Genomic DNA, 21,689 nt, shown 5'->3' on the forward strand with positions numbered 1-21,689 from the left:
AGACCCTATCTTAAAGCAAAATATTAAATACTTTGTTAAATAGTTATAGATAAGTAAGATCAAATACTAACTATTACAAATTATATCTGTAAACGTTGATGTAGAAATGTATTCACAAAATAGATATCTACATCAACGGCTTTTTCTGTTATACTTATTTAATTAGTGTTTATTGTGGTAATGGACATCTGCCACTTATACATTGATTTATGGATGCACTGGTTGGGAAATGTCCCGAACCTCTTCTGTCTTCTCCTTCTCCAGTACAATTCCAGTTAGAAACTAGGAAATCTAAGGGATTATTGTAAAGTTCTCCTAACTGTATAGTTGTAAGTCTTGTTAGAGTCCTATCAGGTCGTGCTTCCAGGTTTCTAATTACCTGGTTCGGATCCATGGTAGGTGTTAAAGCTTGCCTATAATCGCTAAGTGTCAAAGTTGTTGTAGCTGTTGGAATTACTACTAACCCCTGAGAGGTTCTAAGAACTGGAACGGCGTGTCTCCCTATTGTTCCATCAGGACGTTGTCGTCTTATGAGTGCTAACCAAGTACTTCCAGGAGAAGAATCAATGAGTGAGGTAACGTGAGATTGTATTTCAGATGTGGTAGAAGATTCACGAGTGATACTCCATCTATATTGAGACAACATAGTTCTAGCGGTTCTAAGTGCTAACCTTCGGCTGGAATTATCAGAACCATACACTTGTAGTATATTTGCCAGCATATTACCCAGTTCCGGATAAAGTTGTCTAAATGAAATAAATGGATCGATCTTCGGAGCTGTGTTGAAGAAGTAACCTCCGCTTTGAAGTGGGCTTTGAGAATGATACTCTTGTAGTTCTGCTAACATTTGAAAACTGTGAAGCATACAAACACCACATACCCCAATTGAGATTGTCGAACCTGTGGTTGACATAGATATATCATAAAGTCTATTCATCCAAGCTTCAGTTAATTGAAAATCAGGTGGTAAAGTTCTTACTACTCTTTTACGTCCAAGACCTTCTTTATTACCAGCTGGACAATACTGATCTGTCTTACCAAGATTAGAAGTTGTATAACGCGTCCAATTCAATAAACCTTCATCAACAACAAACAAAGAAGTGGGACTATGGGTAGTATCTTTTTCTAAATAAGAAGGTTTGGCAGCATAAGCAACACCCTTATTGAATCCGTATCTGGTAACTCTGAGGATATTACCTTTATAGTCAGTAATCATTCCTCCTTCATCAGTTTCAAAAAATACATTCCAAAAAGCTGGATTATCTTTACTGATTGCTGCGTCACTACACAATGCCCACTTGACCCAATTCCATTGATTATCATCCACCTGAGAATACATACAATAGAGTGAACCACTTACTGGATCATACTGAGCAAGATGTCCACTTTCAGGATTGTAGTAAAGAGGTGTAGTATTTTTATCCGAACCTCCCCAACGAACAAAGTAACGTTCATTTCCTTGAGTAGTTTGCAAATCCCAAGCAATGGAAGTTTGAATGCTGATGTTTCCAGGAGTGGCTACTGTTTTAACCCAATCATCCATAGAAGAATCTAATGTGTGATTATATTTATCTCCAGAGTTTCTAGAGATATAACCATACCAATTTGTATCTTTTAAACGATAAAATCCATCTGCAGTCCAAAAAGAATTCTCTTTTACGATCCATCTTTGCTTAGGATCATTGATCGTACAAGGTCTGAGATTTACATAGTCCCAGGGTTCTACCCCACGTATGACTGACCTTGGAGCAGTAATACACAACCAAGTGTCATTGATATAATAAGAGATTCTTTGAAACACATCGTATCTTGCTTTAGGAGTCTTATCCGTACACTTGTCAATCCAAACGTAACCTTCACCGTTAGTAAAAGCAGGAGAATAACAATACGCCTTCTTATTACTTACAACTACTTTGATCGGTTTATCTTTTGGTGGATCGGTAGGTTTTTGAGCAATCGAGTAATTAGCCTTCGATGATGAAGCGGCGTGTACACGAGTATGGCTTTCACCATACTCGAAACCAACTCCGATCGAGACTAACAGAACTACTATTAACACTTTCTTCCAATTACGCATATTTTATCCCTCTCTTTTATAAGATTAAATTATGAATCAATATTAGAATTGTTGAAAAATGAATTCTCCATTAATTTCTTTTTTATATAAACGATCGATTGAAACAGTTTTGTTCAACTGAATTATGGAACTTCTCAAGAACTCTAATTTCTAAAAATAAAAATCAATTATATCTTAATACTCTAAGATTTTATTCTTAGGAAGATTGAGTTAATTTCTTAGAGATTTTTTTTATTATAAAAATATATTTTTATAATTTTACCTTAGGTTGAATCGGTGCATGTTTTCTAAAGAAACGCCGTTTTGTGAGTGATACGATAAATTAGAAAACAGTAGCATCGAAGTGCCTCAGGCATCTGTTAATATATTCTAATGAATGAAAATGATAATTCGTTTATTTTAAACATACATATGAATTATATATAAGTTTAAATTTATATTTTTTGACTCTGAGCGTTTATTGGGTGTAAGTTCGGTATAACCAATAGAGTTGTTGAAAAATTAATTTTCTATCTGTTTCATGGAAACGGTCGATTGAAGAAGTTTTATTAAATTGAACTATGGAATTTTCAACAACTCTAATATGAAAGCGATTGTTATTGCGCTTGCAGAATACGAGCTTACTGACAATTGCATAATATATCACCAAAAAGAAGTACCCAAATAATCTAATAAAAAAAGACTGTAGAAATGGGTAATATAGCGGGAGTGAAACGAGATTTCAAAGGATTAGAGAAACGTCGTTTAAAAGGCCTGAAGCTGCGAGGGGAAGGGATTAAAAGATCTGAAGTGGCGCGTCGTCTGGGAGTGACTCGGCATGCAGTAAGGCAGTGGGAGAAACAAGTAGAGGAAGGAGGCGAAGAATCTGTTCTTTGGAACGGTCGAGCCGGTAGACTTCCTCGCTTGACGGAATCGCAAGTAGAAGAACTCACGAGCATGTTAATCGAAGGTCCAATGAAACACGGCTTCGATACTCCGATTTGGACTTGTCGTCGTGTAGCAAAGTTAATAGAAAAGAAGTTCTGTATCCACTATCATCCGGATCATGTATGGAAAATATTACGTAGAATTGGTTTTAGTGTACAAAAGCCGATTCGACGAGCTAAAGAACGAGATGAAAAAGCGATCTCGAATTGGAAGAAGCGTCGTTGGCTGAAAGTTAAAAAAAAGCCCAAAAAGAGCGAAGAAAGATAGTTTTTATCGATGAAAGCGGTTTAACGCAAATACCTACCGTGTTTCGCACATGGGCCCCCGTAGGACAAACGCCTGTTCTTACACATGTAGGGTCTTGGAAAAAGATTTCCGTAATCGGAGCAATTACACAAAGGAATTTATATTTTCAAATATTAAAGGGAGCGGCTAAACAAGAAGATATTATTTGTTTTCTTAAGTCCCTACTTCGCAATATCCCCGGGAAATTGATCATCATCTGGGATCGAATCAATATTCACCGTTCCTTGGCAGTCAATGAGTTCATTAACTCTTTGAATGGTAGAATAACAATTGAATTTCTACCTCCTTATGCTCCAGAACTAAATCCTGTCGAATATGTTTGGGGTAAATGGAAACGATATCTTCTTCCTAACTTTTGTCCGGAATCCTTTGAAACTTTGAAAAAAGAAGCTAAACGTTCATTAAGAAAATTGAAACGTAGAATTAATCCTGTTAAATCATTCTGGAATCAAGCTCGGTTGTCTATTTAAATTGGTGATATATTATGCAAATGTCAGTAGCAGATGAATGAATGTTTATTAGTTATGAGTCGGCATTCAAGAAGCAACAGTAAGTTTAAATTCCGGCGGAATTGGAACTCAAGAAACGTTTTTTACGAAAGCGTTTCAGGTTGTGAGTTTCATAGCCAGAAATGGCTCGCACTCAAACTTCACCAATAATATTGTCTGGATGGATTGTATAATTCCTTTAAAAGACGTAAACTGTGTGAACTACTACGAAGGTCGGAGTTTAAATTTCTAAAATGGCAAAACCTTTTTTGATCGTCTCTTTTTTACTTCCGATACGAACTTTACCGGAAACACTACCTTCTACTCTTTCCATTGGAATTTTTTTTCCGAAAAAACCAGAAACGATATGTTGAGTTTTTCGAATCGGAGTAACTGTAAGTTCGATCTGGTCCGAAGGGTCATGAAGTACATAAGATAAGGATTCTTTTTTTAAACTTGCAGTTTCTAAAAATGTAGGAACTCCATTTTTCCAGAGAAGAAATCCAGTGTTTGGATTGTAGTTCAAGCGAAACGAATTTTTTCCAGATCCAAAACCGTAAATTCTAGATTCCGACAAAAAAGATCTGTTCTCAAAGCCGCTTGTAATACTATAAGATAATCTTTCCGAAGATTCTAAATTCCAAGTTTTGTCGTCGATTGCGAGCTGACCTCTGACCGAAAGATCTGGGGAAATCAGTCTAAATAACCAATCTTTTCCAGAAGTTTCTAAGGAAGAAACTGGTTTGTTTATTTTTTCTACGGTACTGACAAGTGCGTCCAACTGTAAATTGAGATTGGGACTAAAGATAGAAGAATGGGTATAACCTTGTTGGATCGTGTCGTCTAAACGAAAATTGAATCGTTGATCCCCTTTTGTAAAACTCCAATAACCGTTTCGAAACGTACCTCTGGATAAAAAATCTTTACCTGCGCTTCCCGCCCATTCAAAGTCTCTAAAATTTTCAGATTCGAAAAACCAGAGATTGAGAAGCGCCTTGCAGGCTCCAGGCCCTCTAAAAATTCGAAGCCCAAGTAGAAAATCTTCTGTAATCAAATCAACTAAAACGGAGTCTATCTTTTTCAAGGAAGACAAAAAAGAGGTTTTATACTCTCTGGAATTATCGATCCCAAGAGTTCCAGAATAAAGACCTAAATTTGGTTCTAATGTAGAGGGGTTGAGAAGATGGCCGATCGCCTCTTTCATGCAAATACCTTTAAAATTGTCAGTTTTTTTAAAAGGTTTCAAAAAAAAAGAAGAATGTAGTCTTTCCTAATCTTGAATTAGGTACTTTTTTATCTGGAATTTTGCTTGCGGAGCTCGGTTTCGCGGATTTCAGTAAGGGATTCTTAAGTAAGTACATGTTGTATAGCCAGGACACAAGCAATTTACTCTCCTATGGAGAAAACAATTACCAACCTCATTACCAGCCGATTCTGGAGGTAACTAATTGTAACATTATAGGATACGAAGTTTTAGGAAGATTTTATTTTCCCGAAAAGAACGAATATCGTTCTTTGGGTTATCAGTTTCACAATCCTGAATTAGATGCAATCCGGTTGATCCAAATCGATCGATTGATCCGAGAAAAGGCGATTCGACATCTAAAAGACTCCGGTTTACGAACAAAACTTTTCCTCAACATGATGCCTAATTTTCTATCTATGATTCATACAGGAGATGTATTGGATCTCAAAAGAATTCATGTTCTCAATCTAATCGAAAAATATGATATTCCACCTTCCGAAGTGGTTTTAGAAATCACGGAAGATAAGTTTGACGGTAATATAGAAAAACTTCTTTCGATCGTAAACGTGTTCAAAGATTACGGGTTTAAGATTGCAGTGGACGATTTAGGAGTTGGGTTTTCCAATCTGGAAAGAATCGGTTATATTCATCCTGATATTATGAAGGTGGATATCAAGATCATGCGGGAAAGTTTAAACCGAAGATCTTTTAAGAACGTACTGAGTGCGATTGCAGATATGTCTCAAAAACTTGGTTCTGATCTTCTATTTGAAGGAATTGAGACGGAAGAAGAATTACATCTCGCTCTTTCTATGGGAGCAAATCTTCTTCAGGGATTTTATTTTTCAAGACCTCAAGTAGAGTTTCAGGATAAAAAACAATTTACTAGAACTCTCAGAGATACTTTGGAAAAATTTTCCGGCCTTCGGTTTATGGAACTTTTAGAGGAATTTCAAAAAGGTCAGTCGGTTATAGATTCCTTAGGGGAAAAATTAGAAGCTCTTCGACATAATGGAAAGGAAGATCTTCCTTTAGTTCTTCATCTGATGCTCTCGGAACTTCCTACGGAAATTCTTTCCGTATTTGCCTGTGATATTTTCGGTTATCAGATTACTCCTACATATTTTCGAGTTCATCCCGGAGAAGAGTGGGATTCCGATCTTACTGAAATTGGAAACAATTACGCCTGGAGGCCTTTTTTTATACGTCATAAGGCAAAGGTAGTTCAGAATTCTGCAAAATGGACCGTAACCGAACCAATGTACGATATGGATCTTCATAAACAAGTTGTGATCTTTACTTATACTCTCAGAGATAATTATATTTTAGTAATTAAGATGGACTGGGAAACGGAAGGCATGGGACAGAAGATAGAGGACAGAAGGCAATAAGCGCGCGCTTATTTTCGGAAAGTAAAAGTGGAGAGAATATTTTTCAATAACTCTATTTCATAAAATTTATTATTGAACCTAGATTCTAAATCTGATTCCTGAAACTAACCTGAGTTTGTATAACCAATGTGAAAGCGATTGATACGGAGGAACTTCAGCAGAACGCTTAGTGTCTCGCTTCTATGATAAATTGAAATTTAAGACAATCTATTGTATTAAATTTATTTAATGTATTTTATTAGCTAAAGCTAGGATTTGCTTAGAGCCGGTCTCAAAACTACCTATCAAAAAAGTTAAAAGCAATGATAGAGCTTGCGAGATAAAGAGATGCAAGATAATTTTCAGATTTTCTTTCCCAACGAATTAGGATAGCCCTGAATCGATTGTGCCAACTGTTAGTTCTTTCAACGACCCAACGTCTAGGTTTTCCTTTATATTTACCGATGAGAGGCTTTTCACCTTTTTTCCGAATATGAGATTGAATGTTTCTTCTTTTGATTAAAACTTCTATATCTTTGAAATCATAACCTTTATCTAAACAAATATGTTTTGGCTTCTTTCTTCTTTTTCCGGAAAATATTAGGATTGAATTCAACGTATCTTTTACACCGTGTTTGTCATGAACGTTAGCTCCAGTCAATGTAATTGCCAAAGGAATTCCATTTCCATCTGTAAGAATATGCCGTTTAACACCTAATTTGGCACGGTCTGTAGGGTTTTTCCCAGTTAAGCTCCCCCTTTGGGAGCTTTAACCATTGCCGAATCCATCGAAGCCCAGTCCCATGCTATTTGATTCTTTACATCATAATATTTTAAAATAGATTTATAAATCTTTTTGAATACTCCTGCTCGTTCCCATTCTTGAAATCTTCTGTGACAAGTTTGGCCTGATCCAAACTCATTCGGAATGGCACGCCACTGACAGCCTGTTTTCATTCGATAGATGATACCTGACATTACTACTCGTGTTGGTACTCGATTGCGACCTCCTTTCGGATTTACATTTTCTTTCGGGATTAATGGGGCTATTTGTTTCCAAAGTGCATCCGGTATCTCTGAATAATATTTGTCCATTTCACATTGATATTATTACCCTTTCTCTCTACAAACAGTTTTGAGACCGGCTCTTAGATTTTCGACCATCGAACTCAAGTTAGACTATATTTTAAATTGCAAACATAGATAAAGGATTTGGATTTTTGTAGAAGAAGTCTTCTACCGAACGAGCAAAATGAAGTTGGAGGACGCTACAACTTAAATCCGGTTCCAATCATAAAAATTGGTTCTTGAAAATGATAAGAATTTACGGACCCAGTTAAATCCGTTTTTCGAAATTGTAGAGTCATGTTGAAGAAATAAAGATCCGATTCCCATTGAATTCCAGTTCCTATTAAAAGAGCGGTTTGAATCAACGCTTTGGTGTAAATCCCATTTTCATAACTTTTTCCGAATCCAAAACCACCTTGAACAAACCAAAAAAAAGATTCTGAAATTGGAATATAATATTTTACTCCCGATAAAAGCGAAATTGTTTCTATGGAAAATTTGCCGCTACTCTGAGTAAATTTTCCTCTAAATTGATTGATTAGAAATGAACTTAAGGAAACGGAAGAAAGAGTCTGATATTCCTGAGTTGTATTTAGAGTATCGTACGTATTCATTCCGATCAAAGGAGAAATACGTTGATCCGGAAAAGAATAAGAGTTTTGTTCCAGTCCAAGTGAAAAACCAAAGTTTGATTTTGGGCGATATTCTCCGTTTAAAGAAAGGGTTCGAACGTTTACGGTATATTTCCTTTCGAAATACGGATCGATATTCACCACGTTTGTCCTAACATCTGTTAAACTATAGCCACGATCAAAATTAATCCCTTCCGAAACCTTAAAATTCCACGAGGAGCCGTTAATAGAAAAATAGAATTTTTTGATATTCTTATATTCTTTTTCTTCTTGGGTCACTTCGGATTTTTTAATTTCGGAAACTAAAATTTTTTCAACTAAGGTTAAGTCTATTTTCTCGATTTTGCCTTTTTCGTCTTGGACTAAAACGTGATCTTGTCTGAGAGAAGTCTTGACGTTTTCGAACGTTTGGCCGTCTTTTAAGATGACTGTGTTCGCAGAAATTTTTTCCGAATTTAATAAAATATGAGAACAAAGAATTACTATAAAAACTACAATTCTTTGTGTATTTCTATAAAACATAATTTATGTTAAACGATTTAAAATGAAATCGATTCTACGTCTTTGGATAAAATTACTCTTTTTTTGCCTTCGACTTCTATGATATATCTGTCTTCGTATTGAATTAAATTTCCCCTCCATTCGGAACCGTCTTTTAGTTTGATCGTTTTATCCCCTAGACGAATGGGCTCTTCTTTTTTAGGTTTTATTTTTTTTTCTACTGATATGATAGGTTCCATTTTTTCTTTTGGAAGTTCTATCGATTTAGGATCTTCAAAATGACTCACCAATGTCTCTAGTTCTTGAATATCTTTTTTTTCTAATACGGTTGTTTTTTTGTACGAAGCCGTTTCTACAATTGTCTTTTGCATTTTTTCCAAAACAAGGAACATTTCATTTGGATTCGTTTGTTTTTCGTTCAGAGCAAGAAGCGGGTTTTGAACAGAATCTTTTTGAAAAAATAAGGATTTTGTTTCTAAAGAGGAATTAGAAAGTTTTTCCGAAGAAATATCGTTCCAGATGCTTTCATATTTTATTTTTTGTTCTGGATATTCATCTAACGTATATTTTACGAACTTTTCCATTTGTTTGTTCAATAAGAATGGAAGTAAATAACGAACTCCCGACCGGACTGCCGCAGATCCGTCCCAAACGTTGATTTTATAACGTTCTTCCGAATTTTCGATCCATACTTTGGTTCCAGTCAATTGGATCTCGGTTCCATTCAGATAAATTCTAGTTTGTTTTTTATTATCTGTTAGAGTTTCGTTTAACAATAAGTTTCCTTTCTGTACAAATATGGATAAACCGTTGATTTTTGTTTCTTGCGCGGTTTCGGCCAATTGTAAAATTTTCACTTCCGAATTTGGAAAGATTCTAAAATGAACTTGGTCTTCTATCTTTACGTCACAAAAAGAATTTTGATCCGTTCGAATCCAATCTCTACGTAAGGTTTGCAGATTACACATTCCCGTTGTTATTATAGAAAATTGTTCATCTTTTTTGAATATTCCTAATTGAAAAACTACGGACAAAGAAACGATTAAAGAAATGATCGCAGCGATTGCTAGAAATTGATTTTTAAATTTTCCGGGAAATAAACTGATTTTAGAAGAATGTTTTGACGGCTCGATTAGGACTTTCTCAAGTCCAGTTTTATGTTGTTTTAAACCAGTTTGTAACTTTACATAATTATCATATCTTTTTTTAAATTCTGGATGAAGAGATATGATTTCGTTTAATTTTTTTTCTTCTTCCGGTTTCGTCTCTCCGAAAAGGAACAGAGACATCAGTTCTTCAAATTCTTCTTGTAAATCTTTACTTTCCATAATTATAATACCACTTTTCTTCTTTCTAATTCTTCTCTAAGTAGATCCAACGCTTTTAATAATTTTCTGCTGACGGTTCTGGAAGATATGTTTAACGCTTGTGAAGTTTTTTCTAATGTATAATTATTGATTTCTTTTAACAAAATAATACTCTTTTCAGGTTCTGGTAAAGAAGAGATAATCTCCCTTAATTCTTCTTCTACAATTTTTGTTTCTATGTTCTGAATAAAATTGTCTTCTACTTGGAGAGATTCGATAAAGACTGCGTCTCCTTCTACAATCATATCTTTCTTCTGTTTTTTTCTATACGTATAAAAAGTATTCTTTGCGATCGTTGCAGCCCAAGTATAAAAACTACCTTTTTCGGGTGAGAAATTGGGAAAGGATTTATATAGATTCAAAAAAACTTCTTGTGCTACGTCTTCTACTTCTTCCGGATCGCTGGAAAGAAATCGGATCACCTTATAGATGGAGTCTTTATAGTTTTTATAAAATACTGAGAAATCGTGATCCTGGCTTAATTTCATTACCTATGCTCTATATATAAGAATTCAAACATATTCAGGAAGTTGTCCTTAAAAATTTTGATTCGGTTTGGTCTATTGAAATTGAACTCATTTCCTCGAATAGAAAATTTTCAAGATATAAACGATCAAACTATAAACTTCATAAAAATCTTTTTCAAATTGAATTGTAAATACAAAGTCATTTGCATATAAACTCCCTTATAAAATTGATACGAGAAAGAATCGTTTGAATTCTTTCTCGTATTTTTTGATCATCTATATAAGATTAAATAGATTCTAATTCATTTTAGCGAGCTAATGATAGTCGGTAAATGAAAGATCATATTTCTTCTTGTAGTGTTTGTCAAATTATCTTCCCCACTAGTTGCGTTTGGTCTATCTGCAGCATTCAATTGTGGAGAAAATACGTTATCTCCATTGTTGGAATCCCAGAATAGAGTATTGTCTGCGGAAACGTTAAATAATAGATTTCCTTGTGTCTCCTTGTTTGTATCTAGATCTAAAACAAGGATATAAGGATCGCGTTTTCCCAAGGAGTTTGCAGGAGTAGGTAATTTGAATTTTAGTTTTTTAGTTTTATCAGAAGTTTCGATTCCTACGCTGTCGGGAGGATTTAGAAAATCGTTTGGTCTTTTGAAATGTTCTCTAGAGCCGAGCCCGTTAATAAAAGAACCACTGTTTGAGTCTATAAAACCTTCGAGATAATTGCATCCTGGACGTGGAATGCTTTTTTCCTGGTAAGGTACAAGATCCCAAAATATAAAACTTGCAGAGTTTAAATAAGAAGGATAACACTCTTTCGCAAATATCGGTGTTACTACATCACCTCTTTCGGCCAATCCCCATAAAATACCGGAAGCTGCGGGAGAGCCTGCGGGTGGAGTTTTTCCTTCTACATCTGCATTGTTAAGTATCAAGTCGACATATCGATATGAATTTTCTGGAATATCTGCACTTTCGAAGTAATAAGTGAATGCTCTAACAACAACTCCTATTCGATCATAATCATTTTTTTCATTCTCAGGAATTTGTTGAATTCCGAACATGCGGGTATCTGCACCTTCCATATCTGTAAGCCCTACTGATACGAATGCACCGCAAGGACCTGAATCGCCTGCTAACAGACCAGCTATACCTGCAGTGGCGTTGAAGGAAGTAAAATTAGAATTCTTTAATGTTTCAGTTCCTTTTGCAGGACCTCCCTTTTCCACAGATTTGTAAGCTACAATTTGACAAACCTGGATCCCAACTGCTTTTGGAGTTAAGAATTTATCGTTAAAACCATCTGTGGCTCCGTCTCCATAATTTTGTGGATTCTCTCCCGCTAAATCCGTTAAAAATGTGGGTTTTTGTCCGATGGAATTTGGAAGAGTCAAAAAACGCGAGGAATCCTTACTTCTTGCTGCGAGCAAGTTGGCTGTATTTGAAAATTTAAATTCAGCGGTTCCGTTTGGACTGCTTAAGACTGCCAACATCATCAATAAGTTTTTATCATCGTCCTTATCTTTTTTACAGTTTGTAATTAGGAGCAATGCCATAGTTGCGAAAATTGCAATCTTCAACATTCCTCTTTGTAATTTATTTTGTTTCATCGTATTGAACCTCCAATGAAATCACGAAAGAAATATAGAAAGGGTTCAATACGAGTGAGACAGACTTACCGAAAAAAATTGGGCTTTTTTTAAAAGATGTTTAAATGAATTTTGAATTTGTCCCAAAATCTCAAAGAATTTTATGCGATCATTCTTTAGAAATTTTTAATAAAATGTAGTAGTTCCTATAAATTGGGTCGCAGTGCCAATTTGCGAACTTTCGAGTAGTTCTAATCTTGTTAAATTTTGTAATAGTTCCCACATTTTGAGGTTTTGGGACAAATTCTTAAATGAATTTTATTTTAAAATTGGAAAATGTGGGAACTCCCATCTCGAGAAATGAATGTTTAAGATGACTTAACTTTGTGGGAACTTCTACAAAACTAAGATTTCGCAGTGCAATTTTAAAAAGGGTTTTGAATCAAAAAAATTATTATTAAGAAATTGCGATAGTTCTTACAAGTTAAGTCTCTTTGGAGAATTTATAGATTTTGAACGTCTTTTTTCTTGTTCTGTATGAGTTCCCGCATTTTCAGAGTTTCACTGTAAAATCTCGGATATGCGGTAGTTCCCACAGATTTTTGTCACATTGAGATTCATTACGTTTTTTGAAAGTTATTTGGTTATAACAAACCGCGGTAGTTCCCACATTTTCACAGCAAAATAACGGTTTTGAAAACTATCTAAATGTTAAAAAAGACAATACAAATTATGTCATATTCCTATTATTTGTAGAAAGTTTTTTTCTTGTTTTTTTAATTCTTCAAATAATACTTAATATATGATAAGCGAACCTACTTTTTCTCAGGCGTCAGCATGTCATCTTTCGAAACCGACCATTTTTACAAAAGCTGAATCGATTGCGCAAGAACTCAATTACTGTGTAGGTGCGGATCTCGAACCTGTAATCCAAGGTTTAGGTGGGAAAATCCATTACGTGTCTCTCGAAGAATGGTATAACACTCAAGACGCTTCTATTCGAGTATCCGGAAAAAATAATTTCGAGATTTATATTTCTAACTTCACAGGTCCATTACGAAATCGTTTCTCTTTAGCCCATGAATTAGGTCACTATTTTCTTCATTCTGCAGAAGGAGAAAAGAAAATCGTTGCTGCAAGAAGCGGTTCGAATCTTTGCGAATGGGAAGCAAACTGGTTTGCTGCTGCATTCTTAATGCCGGAAAAAGAATTTAAGAGAGTGGTCGAAAAGTTTTCGCATCATAATATGGATTACGTAGCAGCCCATTTTTTAGTCTCACGGAAGGCGGCAGATGTCCGTTATAATTCCATCTTTACGTCGTAAGGTTATTTTATTTTTATCGGTGGATATTGTTGGTTCTACTGAATACAAAAATAAAGCTCAATCTCAAAATCATTGGTTGCGTTTTTTTACCATCTTTTACAAAGATTTTAGGATTACGTTCTTAAGTAAAATTGAAGCCCATTCTTCTTTGTTTCAAAATTTACAATTACTCTCACCAAAATTATGGAAATCTCTTGGAGACGAATTAATTTTTGAATGTGAAATTAAACAACACCAAGAAGTGCAATATCTTGTAAAAGCATTCTCTGATGCGGTTTTTGATTATTCTCATAATATAAAAGATAAAAACTTATCACTAAAAGGTTGTGCTTGGATTGCAGGCTTTCCAGTTATCAACGCAATCATAATTCCAGATAATGACGAAAGTGAAACTAAAGATTACATAGGTCCCCAAATCGATATAGGTTTTAGAATTAGTAAATTTGCTACCGAATTAAAATTTATCATTTCCGTCGAGGTATTGATTTTATTGACTAAAGTGACCAATACTTTATTTAAATTCTATATTGAAGAACCGCAACTACTCAAAGGAGTTATGGGAAATAAACCTTATCCGATCATATGGATTAAGAACGAAAAATCAAAAGAAACATCGTTAAATCAACTTCTAAATAAACATATAAATTCGACAAAAAACAACGAGTTGAACGAATATTGTTTATCTTTTCTGAAGGAATCTGGAAAGCCGTTCATGCCTCCTTTTTTAGAAAACGATCCTTCATTTAACGAAAGCCCCGATTGGTATGAGGAAGAATTCAAAAAAGTTGAACAAATTTTATACTATTCTGAAGATAACTTTGGAGAGTAGCCGTTTTACGAACCGAATTTATACAAACACGTGTTAGATGAAATATGATCCAAAGAATCATTAGAAATTTCTTGAATGGCTTTGAATAAAAGATCTTTCGAATAACCCGAATACATTCCTTCCGTAAGAATTCTTCTAAAACTGCGGGCTCCTTTTTCTCCGTAAAACAGACCCAACATATGCCTAAGTGCGTGATGTGGTTTTCCGTTTTTCTCTTTTAAGATTACTTCTTCTATATAATCTTTCATTTTAAGTAAAATTTCTCTCCTACTTAAAGGAGGTAGACTTTCACCGAAAAATAAGGAATCTACTTCCGAAAAAAGATAAGGAGTTTCGTATGCGGCTCTTCCGATCATCACTCCGTCGTTTTTTTCGAGTTTTTCCCGAATCGAAGTAAGAGTTCGGATTCCTCCGTTGATCTCTATCAAAAGATCTGGAAATTCCTTCTTTAAGGATTCAACATCCGCATAACGTAAAGGGGGAACTTGGCGATTCTGCGCGGGGGTAAGTCCACCTAAAATCGCAATTCTAGCATGAACGATAAATCGTCTAACGCCTGTTTGACGAACACATTCTATAAACCTACATAGGTCTTCAAAAGTTTCCTTACCTGGAATTCCAATTCTACATTTTACGGTTATTGGAATTGAAACGGAAATATCCATTGCAGATGTCAATTCGGCTACCTTTTCTGGGGTTTTCATCAAACAGGCACCAAAATTTCCTTCTCTTACCCGATCGCTTGGGCAACCCACATTCAAATTGATTTCGGTATATCCATAGTCTTCTCCGATCTTGGAAGATTTTGCAAGCGCCTTCGGGTCATCTCCCCCTAACTGAATTGCAAGAGGTAATTCTTCGGGACTATAAGATAAAAGTCGATGACGATCCCCGTGAAGTACGGCTCCAGTATGAATCATCTCTGTATATAAAAATGTATGTTTAGAAATTAGTCTTAAAAAATATCTAAAATGTCGATCGGTCCAATCCATCATAGGGGCGAGCGAAATGGGATATCGTTTGGGAATTTTACCGTATTTCTCTAACATAAAAGAATCGGATTACCAGAATATTATTCCGGACCCTTCGGTCAAGAACCCTCTCAATTATAATTAAAGCTTGGAAATTAAAAACTTTAAAGAAATAAAAAACAAATTTAAAAACAATAAAAGCAGACAGGTTTAAATACAAATTCTAAAATGAATTGTAAAAGAATATAAGTAAAAGATGAACCTTTTCGAAAATCAAAAACAGAGAACGTTTGTATCGAAAAAGATCGTAATCCTATTGATATGGATTTGTTGTATGACTTCTTGTAAAACTCTCGAGTCCTTTTTCGAAAGTGTAATTCTTACTGGAGGAGTGGATAACACTCAGTTGAATTTTTTTACGAAGTACAATCCTCTTGAAAATTTCGTCCGAACCAATGGAGGTTCTAAAATTTCGGATAAAAGCGATCGTATGGTCAATGATGATTCTTTTAAATCAGTAGCGTTTTATACGATCGGATCTATTCCTAGAAGATTACCGGGTTTTCCATTTAAAGGTTATTTTAAATTTCTAAACTACTTCGCTTATAATTTTACGTTAACGTCTCCTAGAACTTTTCGAGGAAACCTTCTTAATTTTCCGGATGACGGAAGAGTTTATTCCGATTTAACGGAACAATCCTTATATGGCGTGTATCCCCTTCCTGAACCTTTTGCAAGAAAAATGGAATATTTATATATAGACTATCAAGCCTATACAACTCTTTATTTAGGATTTTGGGAACTTCAAAATTGGAATTTAGGAGTTGGAATTAATCTGGGTTACAGTATTTACGACTTTGACGTTTTGGAAAATGGTTTTAGAGTTTCCTCGGCAAGGAACCAGAAAAGGGCAATTGCAGGATTTAAAATATTATATGAATATAATATAGGTAGGTTTTTACAAGATACCATTTTTTATAATTTATATCTATATTTAGAGGTATCAAGTATTGGGAATAACGATAGCGGAGATAGTAGGGATTTATTCAGTTTTGGTAATTTTGGTAAAACGCCGATTACTCAGACGATACCCAGTACAAATGGAGAAGGTCATCACGATCTTTATCTGACCATGAACACTTTCCGAATCGGAGTCCGAAAAGAAATTCAATTATCCAGTTCCAACTCCGAAGATTTACTTCGCAAAGAAAGTGGTCCTGGAAATGAATCTTCCCCTCCAAAATCCACCGAACCCGTAGTACCACCGAAAATCTAATGCTTACTTGGAAAGATAATCTTACTCCTATATCCGAACGATTTAATGATATTTATTTTTCTCCGGAAAACGGGTTGGAGGAAACTAAACATGTTTTTATCGGCGGGAATGATCTTTACAATAGATGGAAAAATTTGAATATTCAAAATTCTTTTTGTATTTTGGAATTGGGTTTTGGTACGGGACTTAACTTTTTAACCGCCTGGAAAGAATATTTAGAGTTCAAAAATCGGTTTAGGTTACATTTTATATCCGTTGAAAAATTTCCTCTCAGTCGGGAAGAAATTTCCAAAGCTCTCTCCGTGTTTTCAGAACTTGCGGAAATTAAAAAGGAGTTTCTATTCTCATATCAGGATTTAATTCCTGGAATGAACTATTTCCAATTTTTAGAAGGAAAAATTCATCTCTCTCTTTTTTTGGGAGACGTCTCTATTGCGTTAGGCGAAATATCTGGAAAGGTGGATGCCATTTTTTTGGACGGATTTGCTCCTTCTAAAAATCCTGAGATGTGGGACAAATCTGTTTTAGAAAACTTAAAATACGTTTCTAAGAAAGAAACAACGTTATCCACATTTACGGTGGCAAGAACGGTTCGAGATTCTTTATCTTCCGCTGGATTTAAGTTGGAAAAACGTCCTGGTTTTGGAAGAAAAAGAGAGATGTTGATCGGAAGTTGTTCCGATTCTTTTTTAGAATCAAATTCAAAAGAAAAACCTTGGTGTAAACGAGCTTATCCGGAATTACAAATTAAAACTGCAGCGATCGTAGGAGCGGGAATTGCGGGTTCCACTCTTGCCTATTCCTTATCAAAACGAGGAATACAAGTTTTTCTGATCGATCCTTGTGGGATTGCAAAGGAAACTTCAGGAATTCCAATAGCGATTTCTCATCCTCATCTAACTAAAATTCCAGGACCTATCAGTCTATTCACGTTACGCGCCTTTAGATATGCTCTTTCTTTTCTTTCTTTATTTGCGGATCAAAACTTTTTTGGAAAGACAGGATTATTTCATAGTGTAACTGAGGAAATGAATTCGGAAAGATTTCAAAAGGGTATAGAAAATCATAAACTTTCCGAAGAAATTGTGTTTTGGAAACCGATTGCTTCCGAGCTTCAGAATGGAAATCTTTTAGAGAACGAATCAGGAATTTTTTTCCGAAACGGATTTTGGACTCGCCCTGAATTTATTGCAAAAAAATGTGTCGAACAACCAGGAATCGAATTTATAAAGGGAACCGCACATCATATAGAACAAAATGGGACTTCTTGGAAACTACTAATTCAAGAATCAGGTCGAGAAGTAGTTGCGGATTCTATTATATTCTGTAATTCTCATTCGATTGGAAAATTAGTTGCTTCTTTGTTTGAAGGAGAAGAGCCGTTTCTAATTCAAAAAGTTAGAGGACAACTTATATCTTTAAAAGAAACGGAAAAATCATTCTGTATCTCGAACATTTTATGTGCAGAACATTATTTGACTCCTTCTATTTTGGGAGAACATACTTTAGGTTCTACTTTTGACGAATTTGATTTAAATCCATTTCCCCGAAAAGAAGATACGGACCGACTTTTAGAATTTGTTCAAAAGAAATATCCAAGTTTAGATTTTGATTCAAGTTGTGTGCTTACTGAAAAAGTGGGGTTGCGGGCTCAAACTCCGGACCGTCTCCCGATTTTAGGTCCGATCTTCGATCCAAGAGAATTTAAAAAAATTTATAAAGAAATCGATTTGCCTAAAAATAAGAATAAAACTTTCCCGAATTTAAAAACGATTCAAGGGTTATATGTATTTGGAGGTTTAGGTTCAAGAGGAATTTTAAGTTCTTTTTTAGGTTCTGAGATTCTTGCCTCTTTGATATTGGGCGAGCCGGTTTCTGTTGAATCTTCCATTTTAGAATCTTTACATCCCGCAAGATTTCTTTATCGAAAGATTCGTAAATAAATTTGGTTTGTGAAAAAAGAATATTAGATTTTTATTTAGGAAGCATAAATGAATTTTTAATTTGATGTCTTCGACAAACGGCGATTTTATGAATAAAATTGATATTGAGAACACTGTTTTCGGATTTTATAGAGCTTCCCTATAGTTGTTGAAAAATTCCATAGTTCAGATCAACAAAACTGTCTCAATCAATCGTTTCCATAAAACGAAAACTGATGGAGAATTAATTTTTCAACTCTAATAAAGTGAGTTCGATCATAATTCATTTTTCTGCAAAAACTCGGAATCTGAACTTTACGGATTGATTCTTAAAATGTGGGAACTACTGCAATTTAAAGATAAAAGTTTATAACAATTGAATCTGCCACATTCAAACGTGGGAACTCACACAAAACTTAAGTTTTTCTGTAAAATGATGTGGGAACTATCACAAATCACGATTTTACGAACAAATCTCTAATGTAGGAACTACCACATTTTTATAATAACGAAAAAACGATTCGAAGATCTCTATCTTGTTTTAAGAGATAAAATCTGTGGGAACTACCGCAGCACAAACAAATTCTAAAATTGTAGGAGCTCATACTTTTAGAAAATTCTTTCTCATTTTTTTACGCAGAACGTATGTTAAATAAAGGCCATACTTTATTTTTACTTAAAATGTTGATTATAAGATATTTTTGAAATAGCTTGTGGTCGATTTAAATTATTTTTGAACACGTTCAAAAAAGTATAGACAAAATATAAATAAAATTTCAAATTCAAAAATCTTTAAAAGAGAAATTGAATTATACTTTTAAAAAAAGTATAATTTAGAAATGGATTGCATCCGAGTTTTTCAAAAAAGATCGGTAAAAAGCGTATTTTTCTAAAAATTTGGATTTAGGAGAACTTTATGGAGTCGGACCAAATTTCTAAAACAAAAGGAATCGTTACCTTTTATATATTTGGAATTCTATTTCTTGTGTTTTTGTTTACAGCTCCTTTTTGGGCTTTGAAAGGAGAATATGGAATGGCTCTTTTTATTGCATTTCCGTTTTCGATAGGGTTGTTGATGTGGTTTCATTTACTTTTTATTTTCACAAAAACTCCTAAAAGGAAATTTTTATATATAGGGATTGCTACGATTTTATCTGCTGGTTTTTCCATTTTCACATTTCTAGTTTTCGGAAAGGAGGGTTTGATCTGTATTTTAATGGCGTTTCCTATTGCTTTCCTTTTAATTTTTATCGGAGCCTTGGTCGGTTCTTATATCTACATGAAAAATTTGTCCAAGTATTTAGTAATTTTAATAGTACTATTTTTTAACGTGTCCGCGTATATTTATGATCGGAATAATAAAAACTTCGAAAAACAAAAAGTTCAAACTTCAATCGAAATCAATACTTCTAAAAAAGAAGTCTGGAACCAGATTGTTTCTCCGTTTGAATTTGGAGAGGCGGAAAATTTTTTCCTTCGTAACGGAGTTTCTTATCCGGTTTTTATGAGAATTGTAAAACAAAATGGAAAACTTTTTTTATTATGTAAATACACAAATGGAACAATATCGGCTAACGTGGATTCTTTTGAAAATTTGGAAAGGTTTTCATTTTCATTTCCTGAACCACAAGTTACTATGAAAGAAACGTCTTTGTACGGAGAAGTAGAACCGAAACATATTCGAGGTAAAATTTGGGCGGTACTCGGAGAATTTCATCTGGTAGAGGTTTCCGAAAACAAAACTAAAATAGTTGCTACAACAGAATACGTGAATAGTCTCGGCCCTAAATTTTATTGGAAACTATGGGAAGATTATCTGATAGACGAAATTCATCTTCATGTTCTGAACAAGATTAAAAATAAAATTGAACAAAGATGAGTTTGTTTCCAAATCTTATGACTTGAACTTATAAAAACGAGTTTGTTCAAAAAGTTAAAATGTGATCTCACTCAGAAAACAATAATAATTTCGAATTAAATATAATTTGTATGAACTTCTACATTTTTATACAATCGATCGTTAATTTAGCTTTTACTCAAAACTATAATAGAGTGTTTATATTTTGCTTTAAAAAAGTGTCTTATGATAAAATTTAAATACTCAATTTTATAAAAGTCAGTAATTATCTTTATACGTTCGAGAAGTAAAACAATTAAGATATAAATTGAAAAATATAATCGTATTATAAATTGAGTATATAAATAAAATAGAATGCTCTTAAATAAAATTAAAAATCAAAAAAGATTTTTTGACCTTTTTTCAGAAAGTTATAGTTTAATAGAATTACTTACGTTGGGTTTTGCGAATCGGGCTAGAAAACGTTCTCTTATCATTTTGAATCCTTTGAAGGATAATATTGTTTGTGATTTGATGTGTGGTAATGGGCAAAACATTGGAATTTTAAGAAAGTATTTCCATTGTAAAAAAATCATAGGTGTAGACGTTTCTATTCGTATGATCGGGTGTGCAAGAAATCGTTTTGGAGAAGAGAATATACTTTATTTTACGGAAAATGTTTTGGCTTCTTCCGTTCCTTCTAATTATTGTGACGCGGTTTGTTGTACTTTCGGATTAAAAACTCTTTTACCTGAACAAAGAAATCTTTTAATTTTGGAAGTGTATAGGATTTTAAAACCTTCCGGCACTTTTGTCTTTGTAGAATTATCTGAACCTGTTGGTTTTGTTTATATTTTCTGGAAATTATATTTTGTATATTTTCTTCCTCTGATTGGAAAATTATTTTCTTATCCGTTTGTGAAAAATAAATATTTAGCAAATTCAATCTCTACTTTTGGTAATATCTTCTCTGACGAACCATCCTTTCGTTCCGTGTTTTCCAAAGTAAATCTGTTTAGTTGGTATGGTGGAATTGTGACTGGTGTTTTTGGGCAAAAATTATAACGATATTTTTCAAAAACTCTAAAAGGTTTCAATTTTATTGATACTTAATTTATTAAGTGTATATTATAATATTTTAATTTATTAAAATATTTGTAAATTTGGGGACCAAGTCAAAGGCGATTATTATGTTGCGCCTATAACGAAATTCATAAAGAGAGTTTTACTGAATTAAAAAACTTAGAAAATGTTTTGTCAATTACAGAGCAAAATATTAGGTATTCTTTTGTATAGCTCTAAGTGGAATAAAATGGAAGTTTGTTTCTTGATTATGGAGGTAGTGTAAAGAACGAATTGAATGTTTTCTTTGGATCTCTGGGCTATGATTTTCTGTTTTTCTGGGGAACCAAAATTATGAATACAAATGAACGAGTAAATTTTTTGTGAAGATTTTCTAATTTTCCTTTAAAGACTTCTAGAACTTTTC

The 21,689-nt window shown here is 34.1% G+C and carries 17 protein-coding genes; 9 read left to right on the forward strand and 8 right to left on the reverse strand.

The genetic code is table 11. The features are described from left to right. Positions 1-169: 169 nt before the first annotated feature. Positions 170-2,077, reverse strand: a complete 1,908-nt coding sequence (locus tag LEP1GSC059_RS15275) for a DUF1561 domain-containing protein (RefSeq protein ID WP_017214051.1) — start codon at positions 2,075-2,077, stop codon at positions 170-172. Between the two features lie 690 nt (positions 2,078-2,767). On the opposite strand from LEP1GSC059_RS15275, the gene LEP1GSC059_RS24365 reads away from it, so the two are divergent. Next, on the forward strand, positions 2,768-3,271 hold the full coding sequence (locus LEP1GSC059_RS24365) for a winged helix-turn-helix domain-containing protein (protein WP_017214202.1): 504 nt from the start codon (positions 2,768-2,770) through the stop codon (positions 3,269-3,271). Positions 3,272-3,300: 29 nt separating this feature from the next. After that, a complete protein-coding gene (locus LEP1GSC059_RS24370) occupies positions 3,301-3,780 on the forward strand; it encodes an IS630 family transposase (protein ID WP_036056827.1) in 480 nt (159 codons plus the stop codon). A gap of 259 nt (positions 3,781-4,039) precedes the next feature. Here LEP1GSC059_RS24370 and LEP1GSC059_RS15290 read toward each other — a convergent pair whose 3' ends face one another. After that, positions 4,040-5,002, reverse strand: a complete 963-nt coding sequence (locus tag LEP1GSC059_RS15290) for a hypothetical protein (protein ID WP_002180367.1) — start codon at positions 5,000-5,002, stop codon at positions 4,040-4,042. 155 nt (positions 5,003-5,157) lie between these two features. Here LEP1GSC059_RS15290 and LEP1GSC059_RS15295 point away from each other — a divergent pair, with 155 nt between their 5' ends. After that, a complete protein-coding gene (locus tag LEP1GSC059_RS15295; protein WP_002180427.1) occupies positions 5,158-6,435 on the forward strand; it encodes an EAL domain-containing protein in 1,278 nt (425 codons plus the stop codon). Positions 6,436-6,712: 277 nt separating this feature from the next. On the opposite strand, the gene LEP1GSC059_RS23235 is transcribed toward LEP1GSC059_RS15295, so the two are convergent. From LEP1GSC059_RS23235 to srpA, 5 genes are all read right to left on the reverse strand, one after another. Further along, positions 6,713-7,488 (reverse strand): IS5 family transposase gene (locus LEP1GSC059_RS23235; protein ID WP_238323700.1). Its coding sequence is split into 2 segments (ribosomal slippage): positions 6,713-7,164 and positions 7,164-7,488, totalling 777 coding nucleotides; the frame shifts between segments, so codons are not numbered across the junction. A gap of 194 nt (positions 7,489-7,682) precedes the next feature. Next, positions 7,683-8,636: a hypothetical protein gene (locus LEP1GSC059_RS15310; RefSeq protein ID WP_020981028.1), complete on the reverse strand. Its 954-nt coding sequence runs from the start codon at positions 8,634-8,636 to the stop codon at positions 7,683-7,685. 17 nt (positions 8,637-8,653) lie between these two features. Beyond that, entirely contained in the window at positions 8,654-9,943 is a 1,290-nt protein-coding gene (locus LEP1GSC059_RS15315) for a FecR domain-containing protein (protein ID WP_020981020.1), read from the reverse strand. Between the two features lie 2 nt (positions 9,944-9,945). Then, positions 9,946-10,470, reverse strand: a complete 525-nt coding sequence (locus LEP1GSC059_RS15320) for an RNA polymerase sigma factor (RefSeq protein ID WP_002149140.1) — start codon at positions 10,468-10,470, stop codon at positions 9,946-9,948. A 281-nt stretch (positions 10,471-10,751) separates the two neighbouring features. Then, positions 10,752-12,062 carry a sigma factor sigX-regulated lipoprotein SrpA gene (srpA, locus tag LEP1GSC059_RS15325; RefSeq protein WP_017214055.1) on the reverse strand — a complete coding sequence of 437 codons (1,311 nt, stop codon included), beginning with the start codon at positions 12,060-12,062 and terminating at the stop codon, positions 10,752-10,754. Positions 12,063-12,843: 781 nt separating this feature from the next. Here srpA and LEP1GSC059_RS15330 point away from each other — a divergent pair. Together LEP1GSC059_RS15330 and LEP1GSC059_RS15335 are read left to right on the forward strand one after the other, a co-directional pair. Beyond that, on the forward strand, positions 12,844-13,365 hold the full coding sequence (locus LEP1GSC059_RS15330; protein WP_004448422.1) for an ImmA/IrrE family metallo-endopeptidase: 522 nt from the start codon (positions 12,844-12,846) through the stop codon (positions 13,363-13,365). Continuing rightward, positions 13,334-14,194: a hypothetical protein gene (locus LEP1GSC059_RS15335; RefSeq protein WP_002180398.1), complete on the forward strand. Its 861-nt coding sequence runs from the start codon at positions 13,334-13,336 to the stop codon at positions 14,192-14,194. Before LEP1GSC059_RS15330 ends, LEP1GSC059_RS15335 begins: the two co-directional genes overlap by 32 nt. A 5-nt stretch (positions 14,195-14,199) precedes the next feature. On the opposite strand, the gene dusA is transcribed toward LEP1GSC059_RS15335, so the two are convergent. Further along, on the reverse strand, positions 14,200-15,243 hold the full coding sequence (gene dusA / locus LEP1GSC059_RS15340) for a tRNA dihydrouridine(20/20a) synthase DusA (RefSeq protein ID WP_017214056.1): 1,044 nt from the start codon (positions 15,241-15,243) through the stop codon (positions 14,200-14,202). A gap of 178 nt (positions 15,244-15,421) precedes the next feature. Here dusA and LEP1GSC059_RS15345 point away from each other — a divergent pair, with 178 nt between their 5' ends. The 4 genes from LEP1GSC059_RS15345 (at position 15,422) to LEP1GSC059_RS15360 (ending at position 21,265) form a co-directional block, all read left to right on the forward strand. Beyond that, on the forward strand, positions 15,422-16,441 hold the full coding sequence (locus tag LEP1GSC059_RS15345; RefSeq protein WP_017214057.1) for an LIC10647 family lipoprotein: 1,020 nt from the start codon (positions 15,422-15,424) through the stop codon (positions 16,439-16,441). Next, positions 16,441-18,384 carry an FAD-dependent 5-carboxymethylaminomethyl-2-thiouridine(34) oxidoreductase MnmC1 gene (mnmC1, locus tag LEP1GSC059_RS15350; RefSeq protein WP_017214058.1) on the forward strand — a complete coding sequence of 648 codons (1,944 nt, stop codon included), beginning with the start codon at positions 16,441-16,443 and terminating at the stop codon, positions 18,382-18,384. The genes LEP1GSC059_RS15345 and mnmC1 overlap by 1 nt, the downstream gene beginning before the upstream one ends. Positions 18,385-19,279: 895 nt before the next feature. After that, positions 19,280-20,242 carry a hypothetical protein gene (locus LEP1GSC059_RS15355; protein ID WP_020981015.1) on the forward strand — a complete coding sequence of 321 codons (963 nt, stop codon included), beginning with the start codon at positions 19,280-19,282 and terminating at the stop codon, positions 20,240-20,242. A 333-nt stretch (positions 20,243-20,575) separates the two neighbouring features. After that, a complete protein-coding gene (locus LEP1GSC059_RS15360; protein WP_002180368.1) occupies positions 20,576-21,265 on the forward strand; it encodes a class I SAM-dependent methyltransferase in 690 nt (229 codons plus the stop codon). The last annotated feature ends 424 nt before the right edge of the window (positions 21,266-21,689 follow it).

This window comes from Leptospira noguchii serovar Panama str. CZ214 (assembly GCF_000306255.2).
GTDB classification, from domain to species: Bacteria; Spirochaetota; Leptospiria; order Leptospirales; family Leptospiraceae; genus Leptospira; species Leptospira noguchii.

Excerpts from the sequence above, each read along its gene's own strand:
- LEP1GSC059_RS15275 (WP_017214051.1), bottom strand. The coding sequence starts at position 2,077 with ATGCGTAATTGGAAGAAAGTGTTAATAGTAGTTCTGTTAGTCTCGATC.
- LEP1GSC059_RS24365 (WP_017214202.1), top strand. The coding sequence starts at position 2,768 with ATGGGTAATATAGCGGGAGTGAAACGAGATTTCAAAGGATTAGAGAAA.
- LEP1GSC059_RS15290 (WP_002180367.1), bottom strand. The coding sequence starts at position 5,002 with ATGAAAGAGGCGATCGGCCATCTTCTCAACCCCTCTACATTAGAACCA.
- LEP1GSC059_RS15295 (WP_002180427.1), top strand. The coding sequence starts at position 5,158 with ATGTTGTATAGCCAGGACACAAGCAATTTACTCTCCTATGGAGAAAAC.
- LEP1GSC059_RS15310 (WP_020981028.1), bottom strand. The coding sequence starts at position 8,636 with ATGTTTTATAGAAATACACAAAGAATTGTAGTTTTTATAGTAATTCTT.
- LEP1GSC059_RS15315 (WP_020981020.1), bottom strand. The coding sequence starts at position 9,943 with ATGGAAAGTAAAGATTTACAAGAAGAATTTGAAGAACTGATGTCTCTG.
- LEP1GSC059_RS15320 (WP_002149140.1), bottom strand. The coding sequence starts at position 10,470 with ATGAAATTAAGCCAGGATCACGATTTCTCAGTATTTTATAAAAACTAT.
- srpA (WP_017214055.1), bottom strand. The coding sequence starts at position 12,062 with ATGAAACAAAATAAATTACAAAGAGGAATGTTGAAGATTGCAATTTTC.
- LEP1GSC059_RS15330 (WP_004448422.1), top strand. The coding sequence starts at position 12,844 with ATGATAAGCGAACCTACTTTTTCTCAGGCGTCAGCATGTCATCTTTCG.
- LEP1GSC059_RS15335 (WP_002180398.1), top strand. The coding sequence starts at position 13,334 with ATGTCCGTTATAATTCCATCTTTACGTCGTAAGGTTATTTTATTTTTA.
- dusA (WP_017214056.1), bottom strand. The coding sequence starts at position 15,243 with ATGTTAGAGAAATACGGTAAAATTCCCAAACGATATCCCATTTCGCTC.
- LEP1GSC059_RS15345 (WP_017214057.1), top strand. The coding sequence starts at position 15,422 with ATGAACCTTTTCGAAAATCAAAAACAGAGAACGTTTGTATCGAAAAAG.
- mnmC1 (WP_017214058.1), top strand. The coding sequence starts at position 16,441 with ATGCTTACTTGGAAAGATAATCTTACTCCTATATCCGAACGATTTAAT.
- LEP1GSC059_RS15355 (WP_020981015.1), top strand. The coding sequence starts at position 19,280 with ATGGAGTCGGACCAAATTTCTAAAACAAAAGGAATCGTTACCTTTTAT.
- LEP1GSC059_RS15360 (WP_002180368.1), top strand. The coding sequence starts at position 20,576 with ATGCTCTTAAATAAAATTAAAAATCAAAAAAGATTTTTTGACCTTTTT.